This window comes from Paenibacillus amylolyticus, from assembly GCF_050990605.1.
GTDB lineage: Bacteria > Bacillota > Bacilli > Paenibacillales > Paenibacillaceae > Paenibacillus > Paenibacillus amylolyticus_H.
On the sequence record NZ_CP158832.1, the window covers coordinates 646,623 to 662,467 of the forward strand.

Annotated in this window: 14 protein-coding genes; 8 read left to right on the forward strand and 6 right to left on the reverse strand. The window is 48.0% G+C overall.

The genetic code is table 11. The annotated features are described in order from the left end of the window. The first annotated feature begins 48 nt into the window (after positions 1-48). The 4 genes from ABTV53_RS03030 to bcp are packed head-to-tail and all read left to right on the forward strand — an operon-like array spanning position 49 to position 3,193. Positions 49-1,095: an ABC transporter ATP-binding protein gene (locus ABTV53_RS03030; RefSeq protein WP_433750464.1), complete on the forward strand. Its 1,047-nt coding sequence runs from the start codon at positions 49-51 to the stop codon at positions 1,093-1,095. Position 1,096: 1 nt separating this feature from the next. Next, complete coding sequence (locus ABTV53_RS03035) at positions 1,097-1,891, forward strand: ABC transporter permease (protein ID WP_433750466.1); 795 nt, start codon at positions 1,097-1,099, stop codon at positions 1,889-1,891. Positions 1,892-1,896: 5 nt separating this feature from the next. Then, positions 1,897-2,682, forward strand: a complete 786-nt coding sequence (locus ABTV53_RS03040; RefSeq protein WP_433750468.1) for an ABC transporter permease — start codon at positions 1,897-1,899, stop codon at positions 2,680-2,682. A gap of 46 nt (positions 2,683-2,728) precedes the next feature. After that, positions 2,729-3,193 (forward strand): thioredoxin-dependent thiol peroxidase, encoded by a 465-nt coding sequence (gene bcp, locus ABTV53_RS03045; protein WP_433750470.1) that lies wholly within the window; start codon positions 2,729-2,731, stop codon positions 3,191-3,193. Between the two features lie 91 nt (positions 3,194-3,284). Here bcp and ABTV53_RS03050 read toward each other — a convergent pair whose 3' ends face one another. From ABTV53_RS03050 to ABTV53_RS03075, 6 genes are all read right to left on the reverse strand, one after another. Further along, positions 3,285-4,388 (reverse strand): GerAB/ArcD/ProY family transporter, encoded by a 1,104-nt coding sequence (locus ABTV53_RS03050; RefSeq protein ID WP_433750472.1) that lies wholly within the window; start codon positions 4,386-4,388, stop codon positions 3,285-3,287. 48 nt (positions 4,389-4,436) lie between these two features. Continuing rightward, a complete protein-coding gene (locus ABTV53_RS03055) occupies positions 4,437-5,561 on the reverse strand; it encodes a GerAB/ArcD/ProY family transporter (protein WP_433750475.1) in 1,125 nt (374 codons plus the stop codon). Positions 5,562-5,581: 20 nt separating this feature from the next. Next, the gene (locus ABTV53_RS03060; protein WP_433750477.1) at positions 5,582-5,821 is read right to left on the reverse strand and encodes a hypothetical protein; all 240 of its coding nucleotides are present in this window, start codon (positions 5,819-5,821) and stop codon (positions 5,582-5,584) included. Positions 5,822-5,825: 4 nt separating this feature from the next. Then, entirely contained in the window at positions 5,826-7,028 is a 1,203-nt protein-coding gene (locus ABTV53_RS03065) for a Ger(x)C family spore germination protein (protein WP_433750480.1), read from the reverse strand. A 20-nt stretch (positions 7,029-7,048) separates the two neighbouring features. Then, positions 7,049-8,563, reverse strand: coding sequence for a spore germination protein (locus ABTV53_RS03070; RefSeq protein WP_433754031.1), 1,515 nt, complete (start codon positions 8,561-8,563; stop codon positions 7,049-7,051). Positions 8,564-8,696: 133 nt separating this feature from the next. Then, on the reverse strand, positions 8,697-9,344 hold the full coding sequence (locus ABTV53_RS03075; protein ID WP_433750482.1) for a DedA family protein: 648 nt from the start codon (positions 9,342-9,344) through the stop codon (positions 8,697-8,699). A 240-nt stretch (positions 9,345-9,584) separates the two neighbouring features. On the opposite strand from ABTV53_RS03075, the gene ABTV53_RS03080 reads away from it, so the two are divergent. From ABTV53_RS03080 to ABTV53_RS03095, 4 genes are all read left to right on the forward strand, one after another. Next, positions 9,585-10,886 carry a polysaccharide deacetylase family protein gene (locus ABTV53_RS03080; protein ID WP_433750485.1) on the forward strand — a complete coding sequence of 434 codons (1,302 nt, stop codon included), beginning with the start codon at positions 9,585-9,587 and terminating at the stop codon, positions 10,884-10,886. 102 nt (positions 10,887-10,988) lie between these two features. Beyond that, positions 10,989-11,975 (forward strand): AAA family ATPase, encoded by a 987-nt coding sequence (locus ABTV53_RS03085; protein ID WP_433750488.1) that lies wholly within the window; start codon positions 10,989-10,991, stop codon positions 11,973-11,975. Continuing rightward, positions 11,975-13,240: a DUF58 domain-containing protein gene (locus tag ABTV53_RS03090; RefSeq protein ID WP_433750491.1), complete on the forward strand. Its 1,266-nt coding sequence runs from the start codon at positions 11,975-11,977 to the stop codon at positions 13,238-13,240. Before ABTV53_RS03085 ends, ABTV53_RS03090 begins: the two co-directional genes overlap by 1 nt. Further along, positions 13,227-15,515, forward strand: a complete 2,289-nt coding sequence (locus ABTV53_RS03095) for a transglutaminase-like domain-containing protein (protein WP_433750494.1) — start codon at positions 13,227-13,229, stop codon at positions 15,513-15,515. The genes ABTV53_RS03090 and ABTV53_RS03095 overlap by 14 nt, the downstream gene beginning before the upstream one ends. The last annotated feature ends 330 nt before the right edge of the window (positions 15,516-15,845 follow it).

Below are 15,845 nucleotides of genomic sequence, written 5' to 3' on the forward strand. Positions count from 1 at the left end.
CTTTTTGGGCTACAAGCAATTTCAACAAAATCCAAGTGAGGTATAATCATGCTGGCGATTGATGTCAAAGATTTGCGCAAGTCGTTTAGCGTCCAGAAAAGCCGAGGTGGGCTGAAGGGCGCGTTCCAGGACCTGTTTGCACGTCAATACCAGGAGGTATTGGCTGTAAATGATATTTCATTTCAGATTCCGCAGGGCGAAATATGCGGATATATCGGGGAGAACGGTGCCGGTAAATCAACAACGATCAAGATGTTAACCGGCATTTTGGTGCCTACTTCAGGGCAAATATCGGTTGGTGGATATGTTCCGTATCAGGAACGGGAGAAGTTTGTACAGAATATTGGTGTTGTTTTTGGTCAGCGCAGTCAATTGTGGTGGGATATTGGCGTTATCGAATCCTTCCATTTATTGCGCAAAGTATATCGTGTAGGAGAGACAGACTTCCGCAAACGGCTCGATGAATTGGTTGAGCGGTTGCAGCTTCAGGATCTGCTAAGTCGTCCGGTGCGGAAGCTGAGCCTCGGTCAACGCATGCGCTGTGAGTTAGTGGCAGCCTTGTTGCACAACCCGAGTATTGTTTTTCTGGATGAACCAACCATTGGTTTGGATATTGTGGTGAAGTCGGAAATTCGGGATTTCTTGAAAGACATGAACAAGGAGCATGGAACGACCATTCTGCTCACCACCCACGATTTGCAGGACATTGAGGCCCTGTGTTCCCGGGTGATCATGCTTGATGCAGGCAACATCATCTATGATGGAGGTCTGGATCATCTGAAGTCCCAGTGGGGCAAGGAGCGTGAAATCCGCTTCAAGTTTGGCTCGGCTCACAACATCAGTCAGATGCAGGAATGGACTGCTGCGTTGCCTGTGCGTTGGACAGTAGAGAATGAATTGTCCGCATCTGTATGGATTCCGCTGGAACTGAATGTCTCGGATGTACTCGGACGTGTCGTTGGACAGGCTGATATTACCGATATTCAGATTATCGAGATCAACACGGATGAGATTGTGCGGAGTATCTACCAGTCCGGTTCCGCCGAGCGTCCCGAGATTGTGGGAGCAGGGAAAGAAGCGGTGGGTGTATCCTAAGATGAATAGTGCATTTATTGATTTTATGCGCATCCGTTTTCTGACGATGCTGGCATACCGGGTGAATTATTACTCCGGCATTTTGATATATACGCTGAATATCGGCGTGTATTACTTTACCTGGCAAGCCATTTATGGCAGCAGCGGTGAACTGGGCGGCTTCACGGCAGCACAGATGACAACCTACATCGCTGTATCCTGGATGGCACGTGCCTTTTACTTTAACAACCTGGACCGAGAGATTGCCGCAGACATACGGGATGGCTCCATTGCGATTCAATTCATCAGGCCGATCAATTACGTTATGGTCAAAATGATGCAGGGTCTTGGTGAAGGCATATTCCGCTTCCTGCTCCTCATGATTCCGGGGATGCTCATCGCCATTCTGCTGTTCCCGGTTGAACTGCCTACGGCGCCATCGGCGTGGATTGGCTTTCTCGTCATGCTGTTCTTCAGTTTCCTCATTAATTCCCAGATTAATGTGATCACCGGACTTGCGGCATTTTTTGTGGAAAACAATGAAGGCATGATGCGCATGAAACGCGTCGTAGTTGATTTGTTCTCCGGTCTAATCATCCCGATCAGCCTGTATCCAAGCTGGATGTCCGCGGTGATGAAGGTATTGCCTTTTCAGGCCATTACGTATCTGCCCGGTTCCGTTTTCACTGGAAGAGTGGAAGGTACCGCCATCTGGAATGTACTCGGTATTCAGGTGTTCTGGTTTGCCGTGTTACTGCTTCCGATGGTTTTGATCTGGCGTAAGGCGCGCAAGCGTCTGTTCGTGCAAGGAGGATAACAGATATGTACTATATAGGTCTGATCTGGGAATATTTGAAGAATTACATGAAAACACGACTCACGTACCGTGCTGATTTCTGGGTGGAGATCCTATCGGATCTGCTGTTCCAGGCAACCAACCTGATCTTTATCTTTGTGGTCTTCCGCCACACGGATAACCTGGGCGGCTGGAGTGAGAGTGAAGTACTCTTTGTTTATGGGTATTTTATGGTGCCCTATGGCATCTTTAGTTGTTTTATCAATCTGTGGGGATTCAGCGAGCGGTACATCGTCAAAGGTGAGATGGATCGTATCCTGACACGCCCTGCACATAACCTGTTCCAAATCTTGCTTGAAAATGTGGACCCGCCTGCACTCGTGGGCTCGTTTATCGGCCTGATCATCATGATCTTCAGCGGAGCAGAGATGGGACTAATGCTGGAATGGTGGCATATCCCTGCATTGATTATTTTGGCACTGAGCTCAGTCATGATCTATGCCGGCATCTATACCACCCTGACTTCGTTGTCCTTTTATTCGGACGCGCCAACAGGTATTCTGCCATTGATGTATAACATTCAAGGGTATGGGCGTTACCCGGTAACGATCTATAACCGTGCCATTCAGGTGCTGCTAACCTGGGTCATTCCGTTTGCCTTTGTAGGCATCTATCCGGCAGCCTTGTTCCTGGAGAGGTCCGAGATGCATCGCATGGCGCTCCTCACACCTGTGATGGGACTGGTGTTTGGTTCTATGGGCTTGCTTCTGTGGAATTATGGTGTGAAACGATATCGCGGAGCAGGATCATAATAACGCCCTGATCACAATTCATGGGCGATACGAGGGAGGAACTGACATGACGTTAACTGTAGGCGAATTGGCACCCGATTTTGAGCTTCCGTCCAGTACGGGAGAACCGGTCAAGTTGTCCGATTACCGCGGACAGCGGGTGCTGCTTTATTTTTATCCCAAGGATATGACCTCGTCCTGTACACAACAGGCTTGTGATTTCCGGGATCGACATGCTGAATTTGAGGGGCTGAATACTGTCATTCTCGGAATCAGCACCGATCCGATGAAACAACATGACAAGTTTATCGCCAAGTATGGGCTGCCGTTTATTCTGTTATCAGATGAGGAACATCAGGTTGCCGAGCAATACGGTGTATGGCAGTTGAAGAAAATGTATGGCAAGGAGTACATGGGCATGGTTCGCTCCACTTTTCTGATTGATGAAGAGGGGAAATTGATCAAGGACTGGTCCAAAGTTCGGGTCAAAGGACATATCGATGCTGCACTTGAGGCTCTGAAGGCCATATAGGCTGCCCCGGCAGAATATTAATCATCAATATAAGGCTGTGCTCGCGGAAGTTGCCGTGAACACAGCCTTTTGCATATATGGTGACAGTACTTCAAAACTGTTGCTTATGTTTGCGTGAACGAATGCGATATACCAGCAAGAGGAACAAGGGAATGATGAAGCTGACGGTGATATCCCAGTCTACCCACACAGGCATGATCGTATCTGTATAGAAAATAACATTTGGAGCAATCAGGACACCCAGGGCAAATAACAGCAGGGAAGAAGGCAATATGAGAGGCTTATACGTCTTTAATCGAAATAATTGTGCTGTACCCAGCACAAAAGCAAATAGATACAGCAGACTTTTAAAATAGGTAGAGATCAACCAGGCGATACCCATGAATGCTTCAATTCGTTCGAAGAAATTACCGATATTAATTTTTTGCGAAAGGGCATATGAAATATAGATGCTGTGCTGCGTCAGTGTAGGTCCCATCACCATAAGCGAGAGCAGCAATAACAAGCTTAATAGTAATCCTCCAAAGAAGGTAGCCAGCAAGAAATCCCGTTTGAAATGAGGCCCGGAGTTCACATAGGGGAGAAATACGGAAAGAACAATAAGTTCACCAAAGGAAGTAAATGCTCCGCGGATGACAGACTCTACTAAATGTATCCAGGGAATGTCGAAGTGAGGCAGAAGATTAGAGCTTTTGGCTTGAGGAAGAAGCCCCAGGAAGAGAAAAGCTATAAACACCACAACAATGGGGGTTAACAGCTCGGAGCTTAATCCTATCGTACGAAAACCATGGATAAGCCCCCAGGCCAAGGAGGAAATGATCATTAGAATAATGACCCGGATAGGGGTCTGTAGATAGATCTGGGTCGTCATGAAGTCACCGACCTCACGGACACATATGGCTGCACCTATCGCGAAATAAAATAGATAGGCCACTGAAAGCACAGAACCAGCCCAGGTCCCGAGTAACTTGTTACATATTTCAAAAAGGGACAACTGTGGATGTGTTCGATGTAATGTATATAGAACCCACATGATGCCAAGACCGATTGGAAGACCAATGAGAGAACAGAACCATGCGTCCTGTTTGCCTACTGCAGTAATGACTGAAGGGTAGATCAGAACCATATCTCCAATCATAACCAGGAAGGTGAGCAAGGTGAACTGCCGAATTGTGAGTTTTTCCTTCATCAACATGTCCTTCTGCTCCTTCCCATGGATTAATGTTACATTAACTTGCCAGAGTTATCCTTCAGTGGCTGGTTGAGGTGGTGAGTTGGATTTTCTCCGGGACTTCACTAACTGTATTAGAACTAACATACCCGGAAGAATGAAACCTAATGTGGTGTCCCAATCTACCCAGTACGGAACGATGGTGATGATAATAAATGTCAGACTGGGCGCGACGAGATTGGCCATGCCATAAACGAGCAGTGTTGATGGTAGAATGAGCATCTTGAAATGCTTAAGTTTGAACAGTTCTGCGCATCCAACAATAAAGGCATATAAGTAGATTATCGCTTTGAAGTAGGTAGCAATAAGCCATGAGCAGGCCATGATGACCTCGATGCGTTCGAAAAATCCGCCGATGCTAATCTTCTGAGACAAGACAAACGAAGCGTATATATTATGTTGGGTAAGGAAAGGACCGAGGACGAGCATGGATATGGTAACCAGAATAGCAAGGATCAGATTGCCGAGCCCTGCTGAAATGATAATGTCACGCAAACGGTGGGCACTGTTTGCGACGTAGGGCAGGATCATCAAAATGGGGATGGTTTCGCCGATGGGATAAATGATACTCACCAGAATACCCTGCGCAAAGGAGACAACACCCGTGTCTGCTATTGGCTCCAGATTACTGGTTTCAACCTGTGGAAGTAGACAGACTGCGAGTACCAATGTGAAAAGAATGACGATTGGTATCAGTAGTTCACTGGTTCTTGCGATCGTCTCCAGGCCATGGTATACACCCCATCCTATAGCAATAACAAACATAAGAATGATGACACGTATGGGAGTATACTGAAAGATCTGGGAAGTCATGAAATCGCCAACTTCCCGAGTATGTGTAGATGTACCAATCAGGAAGAAAAACAAGTAGAAGCAGGAAAAAAAGGTACCCGGCCAAAAGCCCAAAATACTTCGGGCAATCTGTACCAGATTCATTCCCGGATGCATACTTCCCAATTTCATAATCAGGGCCATGAGAGCCATTCCGAGCGGAATGCCGATAAGAGCACATATCCAGGCATCTTGCTTAGCATAGGACGTGATAACGGAAGGGTAGATCAGCATCATATCTCCAACCACCAACATAAATGTAAGGGTCGATAATTGTCTTGTTCCGATCCGTCCCTTTTCAAGCATGATATACCCTCCTTTTTCTCCTAAGTCCCAGTAAGTTGTGCCAATATATGGTTCACAGGTTCGTAGATCCACATGATGATATAGAGTGGACTAGGGAACTCCCACAGATTCGAAGCTATAACGGCGAATACCGTAGCGGTGAGAAGCATTACACTATATACGGCTGTTTCTCGCCACTCTTTTCGGTGGATGAGACCAGGCAGATCAATCCAGCCAATAATAGCTGCTACGAAGATAACCGCAAGTGTAATCAGCATCATTCTCTCACTCCTTCATTTCATTTCTGAATGAATCATCCAGTGTACCTACACGTTTAATCTGCACATTGGCTTTGTATTTGATATCCAGTTCTTCAAAATGCTTGTCCCACTCATTTTCTATATTCTTGAAGAACTTGGGATCTGCATGGTACAGTTCCTGTCCAAAACCAAATATATCGACATGGAATTTGCGTTTTACTGAATTGACGGAGTTCTGCATCAGTTCAATTAACCTTTCTTCACTATCGGCTTCAAGTTCTTTAAGAACTTTCATTGACCCAATCTTGATTCCGCATTCAACTGCACCGATGGATGAGACATTCTTGACATCAATGTTGATAACAGGTTTACCATTTACGACTTCAGCTTTTCTTTTCGTTGTTGTACGGAGAGCCTTAAACGTCACGTTCCCCTTCTTGCGACAAGGCATATGGCTGATCGTTGATTCTACATTGTCACGGATATAATTGTAGCCTTTGGATTCGTCCTCCGTTAACCAACCAATCAGTTTATCTTTTCTGAATACACTTAGTCCCGTCGTATTGAGGCGAGCTGGTGATCGGATTGTGGATATATTCTCTTTATTCCCACTTTGGCCTCTGGAACCGAGGATCTCTACCCCTGTAATGACGGGCTGGATTCCAGGCGATATCATGAACTCCAGTAACTCATCTCCGGTTACCGTGGTAGTGGGAGACCAGGTCTTAGAAGATATATCGAGAGAGTTAAACATTTTTTCAGCTGGGATGTTATCTAAAGGTGTAAGTACGTTAAGCACCATGGAAGCAGTGGTGTTCTTGGCGACCATGACGTAATAATCGGGTCTTGCTGTAGGTTCACGCATTAGGGCCTCGATAACGTCATATATTCCTTCCTTACGTGCGTATTCTTCTCCAAATATCAGAACCCGGATATGTGCAAGGAAAATTCTGCGCGGGCTGGTTTCCGTTAATTTCTGAATGGCTTCGAACAAAGTGTGAGCGGATGCTTCATACTGTGTAACCGGTGTACCTTTCCCTCCCCCCGCCTTGGAAGATACCTCATTTGGAACAACGACCTGAGCACTTACTTTGATCATATCTCCATCTTTGTCCACACCGAGACCCAGCATAATGCCAAGTTCATTCAATTCCTGTCGGTCCCAGCAACCGGTAAGGAGAGTAAGCAGAATGAAACAAGATAATATCAAGCATAAGCATCTATTCATGGTGTATGCTCCTTACCGAATTACCGGTTCGTTTTTTTGGTGGACTGTCGAACTTCATTTGTTGTTCTGGTAGAGACCGGACGAGTTTTCATACGGGTCCAAGGTACACGAAAGATCGTGTCTTTGAGATCCTTCTGTATAAAGGGTGCTAAAGGAGACATATACGGTACCCCGAAAGAACGCAAGCTGCAAAGGTGGGTTACAGTAATTAACAGCACAATCAGGATGCCATAGAATCCGAAGGCAGCGGCCAAGATCATCAGAACGAACCGTAACATGCGTACCGAGATGGAGAGCCCATTTTCCGGAATGACATAACTGGATATCGCAGTGATGGATACGATGATAACCATTGCAGCAGATACTACCCCCGCATCTACCGCGGCTTGACCAATAACAAGCGTACCCACAATGGACACAGCCTGACCGACCGTCTTCGGTATCCGAATGCCCGCTTCTCGCAGAATCTCATAAGTTAGCTCCATCAGTAGGGCTTCAATAAAAGCAGGGAAAGGTACGCCTTCTCGTTGAGCCGCCAAACTGATTAGAAGGTTGGTAGGAAGCATCTCCTGATGGAAAGTAGTAATGGCAATATAAAAAGATGGAGAGAGCAGTGCGATAAAAAAGGCCAGATATCGGATCAATCGAATCAGTGTACTGATATCAGCTCGCTGATAATAATCCTCAGGTGACTGAAAGAAATGCACAAACAAGGCGGGAACAACTAAAACAAAGGGTGTCCCGTCGACAATGATTGCAACCCGGCCTTCCAGCAGTGCCGCGGACACGGTATCGGGTCGTTCGCTATTATATACTGTTGGAAAAATGGTCCCTGTTTTATCCTGAACCAGCTCTTCAATGTATCCTCCCTCGAGAATACTATCGATATCAATCTCATCCAGTCTTCGCCTTAGTTCCTGCACAATCTCCTGATCCACGACATGTTCCAGATAGAGTACAGCCACCCGGGTCTTGGTCACTCGGCCTATCTCTTTTTCTTCGATCCAAAGATGAGGATCTCGGATTCGTTTACGAATTAATGAAGTGTTAGTACGTAGGTTTTCGTTGAAGCCTTCCATCGGACCCCGAACGACAGTCTGGGAGACGGGTTCCCCGATGGATCGGTCTTCCCAGCCTGCTGCGCCAATTTTTAATCCTTGTAAAGATCCTTCAAGCAGTAAGATAGCTGATCCCGATAGCAGGGCATTCAGCACTTCATCCATATCATCGACGATCAGGACATCACTTGCGATCAGAACATCATTTTGGAGGTAACTCAGATGTTCATCATCCGCTGAAAAATCAGGAAGATCACGTTTATGTAATAAGGATTCCATGATAGAGTGATTTAGAATTTGTACATCGACCATTCCATCAATGTACAGCATGACGGCAGGCCATCTATGTAAACACTGCAGAGGACGAATCATCAAGTCATTACTGTGTCCCATTACTTGCCTGCAGTATGTAGTATTTTCATTCAGATCTGGAGAGATTCTTTTCAGATCTTGATCGTCCTGTACCGATGCACTCATCATATCTCCTCCTTATACATCCTATATTTTCAAGTTAGTATGACCTGGATGAATTCGGATTATCACAAAAAAAAGGAGCTGCGATTATTCGCAACTCCTTGCCTGCTTATTATAGATGGACGTTTGTCTGAATTTACTTTTGTCTTTGTCGAACAGGGGCTGGCTTGGACACGGCGGATCTTGCTGCCCATGCTTTGCGGTAACGGTAAAGCACAGCAACGATAAGCAATAAGCCAATTCCCCCCACGATATATGCTGCGTATTGATGAGCCAGATGGAATACGGCATTCCACTGGGGGCCGAATATTTTGCCAATGCCCAGAAACAGTACAACCCAGAACAGCGCGCCTGAATAGGCATAGAGAGCGAATTTGCGGAAGGGAACAGCGGCTATACCCGCAAAATATCCGGTGAAATGCCTTACACCCGGAATGAAATAACCGATGAAGATTAGGGCATTCCCATACTTGGCGAACCACTTTTGCGTTTTATCGAGCTTGTCCTGCTTCAGCAGAAACCATTTTCCATATCTTGTTATAAAGGGCAGTCCTGCTTTGGCTCCAATAAAATAAGTGATTGTCATGCCGATCGTTGTTCCCAGAAAAGCCAGTATGGTGAGGACTCCGAAGTCGAGATGTCCCTTGTAGGAGAGAAAACCTGCGTAAGCCATCGTTGTTTCACCAGGAAAGGGAAGTGCAATGAATTCAAGCAACAAGCCCAAAAACAATACGCTGTATCCGTAGGACCCAAACAGATGTTGGATCTTCTCAAGCAATTCCAATAGATTTCACTCTCCTGAATACGGGGTGGGAGGATGGATACTCTCCAAGGTGTTTTAATACGTTCTGCCTGTCCATTATGCTACCTAATCTGAAGCGAAGAATCAATCAGGCTAGATAGCAAATTGTAAAAAAATATTAAACAAAATCACGTCTTTTTTCAATGTAGCCTCCATATAATTCTAACAAATCTGCTGAAGTCTATCAGCAAATTACTAGAGACGGTGGAGGTCGATTCGTAAATGGTACAGAGACCGGAATTGAGAATCAAGAAAAAAGGGGAAATATCCGTAACATCCATACATACGTTGTTATCTGGACAATGGTCTGTCATTGTCGTGCGGATTGCGATATTGCTATGTGCATTCGCTGTATATGCAGGCACGGCTGATGCATCTTCTGCTTCCGGCTCAGGTGATCCGATCCAGAAAGATAAGAATACTCAAGAAAAGGTAGTCTATCTGAGTTTTGACGACGGACCGGGTAAGCATACCCGTGAAGTATTGGATATTTTGCGCAAGGAGAAGGTTTTGGCTACATTTTTTGTGCTGGGTGAGCAGGCAGAGCGTTATCCCGAGTTAATCCGGGGGCTTGTGGAGGATGGACATGCTTTGGGCAATCATACGTTTAATCATCAATACGAACAGTTGTACAGTGATTTCAAAGTGTTCTGGAAACAGATCAAGCAGACAGAGGAAGTACTGGAGCGTATAACTGGTTTCCGTCCGAATTTGGTGCGAGCACCAGGTGGTACCTACGGGCATTTTGACGAGAGTTATTTTGATCTGCTGCAATTGGGTGGATACACCGTCATGGACTGGAACGTCGATAGTGGGGATTCCAAGCGTAAAGGTGTTCCGGCCAAAGAGATCCTCAGCAATTCGACCAAAGTACCTGCGGGAGCACGTTCGGTTATTGTCCTGATGCATGACGGCGGGGCACATGCTGAAACGGTAAAGGCACTTCCGGGTATTATCAAATATTATCGTGATCATGGATATCGTTTTGACACCATAAAGAGTACGGATCAACCAGTTCAATTCCGTGTACATCCAGCTGGTAAGTATAAAGCCCGCAAGGCGCCGGGAAAGGCCTGGATTGCAGAGCATGTAGAAGCGAACGCGACGTTATGGCTTGCAAGCAAGAAGCTGAAGGTAGAGGTGGGATTGGCTGCAGCTACCTTGCAGCCGGGCGAGTTCCGCATGGAGGGTCAGCGAATCATGGTGCCTTTGCGTACTTTCATGAAAAAATTCGGGGGCAGCACTCGCTGGGACTCTGAAACAAGGACAGCCATAGCAGTATGGAAGGAAAGAACGATTCATGCAGACAGTGTGAGCGGAACACTGACAACAACAGGGACAACTGAAACGGGAGCCGTACTGAGTCAGGGTGGAACCATCTGGGTTCCGTTACGTGAGTTACTAGAGCAGATGGGGTTGAGGGTGAATTCCTTAACCAGTAATGAAGCAGAGTGGACGGTGAAGGCGGGTGCTTCCAGATCCATTTCGGCAATGAACAGCATATTTAAGTATAAAATGATCTGAAGAAAGTCATTCTTGCAGGACTATTCTCTCTACTTCCGGGCAACACTGAATCATAGATTACTATGGTTCAGGAATGCTGATGAACGGAAGGAGATCAGAGAAATGTCTTATATCCGAATGGAACATGAACATGCTGTTGAATTGTTAAACAGGGTCATGAAGCGTGTTGAGAGTGTGATTATTGGCAAAAAAACAGAGATTCGTTATGTCCTCACTGCAATGCTCAGTGGAGGTCATGTACTTTTGGAAGATGTGCCGGGTACCGGGAAAACGATGCTGGTTCGTGCCGTTGCTTCTGCACTGGACTGCTCGATGGGCCGAATTCAATTCACGTCCGATGTCATGCCGTCAGATGTTACGGGGACTTCAATCTATCATCCACATACAGCTGAATTCAAGTTTCGGCCCGGACCTGTTATGTCCAACGTTGTCCTGGCTGATGAAATAAATCGTGCTTCACCGCGTACGCAGTCTGCCCTGCTGGAGGCAATGGAGGAACGACGTATTACGGTTGATGGCACAACCTATGCCTTGCCACGTCCGTTCTTTCTGCTGGCGACACAGAATCCGTTACAGTTCGAGGGTACGTACCGTCTGCCTGAAGCGCAGCTGGATCGATTTATCATGAGGATTGGACTGGGGTATCCCGATCCGGAACAGGAATTGGAATTGCTAAGCCGCATGCAAGGTAGAGAAGCACTGGATGAACTTCGCCCTGTCCTGCTTGCTGAAGAAGTCGTAGCCATGCAACGTGAAGTTAAACAGGTACATGTTGATCCGGTCGTCAAACAGTATCTTGTGGCCGTTGCTGTAGCCTCTCGCAGCCTTCCGGCGGTCAGACTGGGCATTAGCCCGCGTGGAACACTGGCCTGGATGGCTGCGGCACAGTCATTTGCCTACCTTCAAGGACGCAGTTATGTCATTCCGGATGATGTGAAAGAGTTGGCTGTGCCGGTTCTATCCCATCGAATTCAATTGAAGGCGCAAAACAGAGCGGAGGTTTGGGGGCAAGCACAAGTCATAGAAGAAGCGTTGTCATCGGTCCCGGTTCCTGTACAAATGGCGTCACAGGGAAGGGGACGGAGGTAATGACTGCGCTGGGACAACGGATGGTTAGTGCTGTCTTGGTAGTTGCTTTCGCTTCCTTGTATCAGTGGCATGGGGGCAAAGCGGCGTTGTTTCTATCCATTATAGCTTTCTTGATGTTCACAGGAGGTCTGCTTCTCCATTGGTTCAGACCACGGCGTATTCACATCCGTCGGAAAATACACGCAAACCGGATTGAGGCAGGTGAGCGGGTACGGGTTCTGGTCGATCTGGAATTCGATTGCCGTATTCCATTGTTATGGATCGTTCTGTGTGAGAACTCACCTGCAGGTGTTCATCGCAAATTGATTTTTCCGGGAACACGGCGACAATTTACCTATCAATATGAATGTTCTGGTTTACGCAGAGGAGTCTATAGATGGGATACGGGCAGATTGTACTGGGGTGATATGTTTGGCTGGAATACGCTTTCCGCAGAGACCGCAGGAGGTACGCCCTTGATTGTTGTTCCTCAAGCAACGGCTTGGGGGAAGGGGGATTCGGTAGAATTTGCAGCGATGATCGAAGGGACTCTGTCGGAGCGAAGAAATAGCCAGGGAAACCGCAGCCCTGAGTTCCGTGAATATCAGCAGGGTGACCCACTGGGACGTGTACATTGGAAAAGTACAGCCAAAACGGGAAAACTTCAGACCTTTCTGCCCGATACCACGGATCTGGCTTCGCTCGGCATCCTTGTGTATGAAGGCGCGTCGGGTTATGACGTAAAACAGCGGGAGAACATGGATGCACCTGCTTTTGAACGAGTGGTTCGTGCAGCTGCCCGCTGGATTCATACCGCTGAGCGGGATGACATTCCTTATCATCTGTGGATGGAAGGCGGCGATAAGAGCTATGATGCACAAGATCAATGGCAACATGGGCCGTTCCATGCAGATGATGAGAATCATGGACTGGACAAGCTAGCGGGGGCACGAATATCCCAAGCACAATCAGTGTCTGTTTCGATCCGAACGGAGATGCTGTATGGATTGGCGAGCGGGTCGCGAATTGTGGTTCTCACAGGTAAGATGGATCAGGTTCTGGCCGAATGGATCATAACTGCAATCGGGTCGGGTTATCGTGTAGAGGTGCAATTGACTGAAGCGAACCAGAACCAATTAGGATCAACGGATAGATTGATGAATGGATTGGGATATGACAGCTTAAGTTTGGAGCGGCTTCGTCACAGCGGGGTGCCGATCCACGTGGTTACAGACGTTGCGTTATCTTCATTGGGGAAGGTGGAGGTAACTGATGTGGGAGCGTAATGGTAATAAAGCTGTGAACCAGAATGCTGTGACGGAGGTAAACGATGAGGGGGATGTTACAGTCCCTGTCCTGTACCGAATTTTTATTTCGGCCATTTTACTCATACTGTCTCTGGAGTGGATCTATCCTGTTACGTCAGCAGATCAGCAGGGCAGTGAACGATTCTTGTCCGTAATGGCGGGATTAACGGGAGCATTGCTGCTCGCGGGGTTGATTCGTACAGGATGGATCACCGGAGTACTGATCCGATTATTCATTGCAATCACTGCTTTATGTCTGATGTACGGAGGAAGTGATCCTGCCCGTTGGGCGGTTGCATACCCGGGAATACTTTTAGCGGATATGGACACGTTTATAAATAACTGGCGATTCCACTCGATTAGTACAGAAACGAGAGGTTTGTTCATGATGTGCGGCTGGAGCATGCTCATGGCTTCTGTGCAAATCCTCGTATTGTTACGTCGAAGCGTTATGCTGTTTGGCAGTGCAACACTGCTCTATTTGCTACTGCTTGAATCTTTTGCGGGGCTGGATGTGTATGCTTCTGTAATAAGGTCTGTCCTATGGACTTTTCTTATTCAGGCTCTGCTTCAGCTACTGCGTCTCAATGGAGGAGTCACGACTCCGAGTTATCGCGGCAGCCCCTATGGCCGTTGGAGTGCAGTAACTATCGTTGTTTCCACAAGTATGGTGCTTCTCTCAGCGTTACCTGGCCAGTTTGCTTCCATTCCTGAGCCGGAACGCATATCTTTGGAGCAGATGGGTGAACGCCTAGCTCGCTGGGCAGGTTATACACAGCACAGTAGTATCCCTGCTGCAACGGCGGTCACGGGATATAGCACAGCGGACGCGCCTATGGGAGCGCCGTTGGTGCCGGGGAATTCCATCTTTTTTATAGCAAAGAGTCCAAAAGTGACGTATTGGCGAGGGGAGACCCGTTCATATTATAACGGTAGTACTTGGAGTGATCCGGGTCAAAGCTTCGAAACGGCAAGTCCATCCGGATTGCTGCGCACAGATGGATGGGAGAATCCAACCTATTGGAGTCGCATTCGCCAAACTGTCACGATGCAGCGAGAGTGGAAAGGACCAAATCCACTTTTTACCGGGGGCATACCGGTCAACGTATCGTTTCAGGATAAGAACAAGGATAATCAGGAAAACATGTTTTCTTTGCTGTCTAATCGCGATTCGGCAACATTGTGGCTCGCCAGCTCCGGGGACGATAAGATAGTTAAACATTATTCGGCAGACGTCATGGTTCCTGTCGCAACACCTGAACAGTTACGTCTGCTTGAGGAAACGAATAAAGGGAAAGATCCGGCAGCCATTCGGAGGGACTATCTGCAATTGCCTACATCACTCCCCGGTCGAGTGCAGACGCTTGCCAAGGAAATCATTCAAGGCAGTGAGACCCGATATGACGCTGTGCAAGCTATAAAGACTTATCTGGCTGCTCATGCCGAGTATACGTTGGATACCCGTATGCCACCGCGAGGAGCAGATTTTGTGGACGATTTTCTATTCGTTACCCGGCAGGGATATTGCAATCATTTCTCCACAGCTATGATTGTGTTACTTCGTGCGGAGGGAATCCCTGCACGCTGGGTTAAAGGCTTTGGGCCTGGAGTAGCTGACCCGGATGTCCCTGGTCAGTACATAATATCCCAAGGAGATGCACATTCCTGGGTGGAGGTATATTTCCCAGGTGCAGGCTGGATGCCGTTTGAGGCTACGCCAGGCTTCACCATGGCGCAAGGCGCGGGCAAAGATGTGGCAGCGCTCGCCGGGGCGCAGCCTGTTGCGGAGACTCCGCCGTATATGAACGGCGGATTGGGTTACGCGGGCGCATGGCTGCTCGCCCGCGCACGGGCCATTGCCGCGGAGCCATGGCTCGCGGCAGCCTTTGTGGCAGCGGCCCTGCTGGGCGCCGCTGCTCTGGTTCGCATGCGGCGGCTACGCCCCGCGCTGCAGATCAGGCTGCTGCTGGCGTGGCCGCGCAGCAGCTTTCCGGACCGCGAGCGGCTGCTGGGCGCCGCCGCTCCGGTCTGGGCCGCGCTCGCGCGCCGGTACGGCCCGAGGCCGCCGGGTATGACGCTGCGTGAATATGCAGCGTCACCGGCTTTGGCCGCAGGCGCGGACGGCGCGGACATCGCGCGGTTTGCAGCCGACTGGGAACGGCTGCTGTACGGACCAGACCGTCCGCTGCGCGCGGACAGTCTGGACTTCCTGCGCCGGGCACTTCGTCTGGCCCGGCGGTTGCAGGCGTTGTAACACATGGATGTTACAACGTTACACCAAAGCTGCGAATCAGCTGCATACAATCGCTATCGCTTTCCAATAGAGCTTGGCCACTTGTGGGCAGATGAAGATCACCATTGGCTGGCGTATTGTTCTTTAAATGCAGTGTTTGGTTTATCGCTGCATGCCATACATAAGACGCTTTTCGCTGTACTGCGATCGAGGCGTCTTTCCACGATCATACACTTGAACCGGCATCTTGCTGTCAAGCTTTTCTATTCGGAATTTCATATTTGAAGTCATTTGGTAATCCTGTTTTGATATGTCGAAAAAAGGAGTTTCGCCTTTCCTTGACGGTATGTT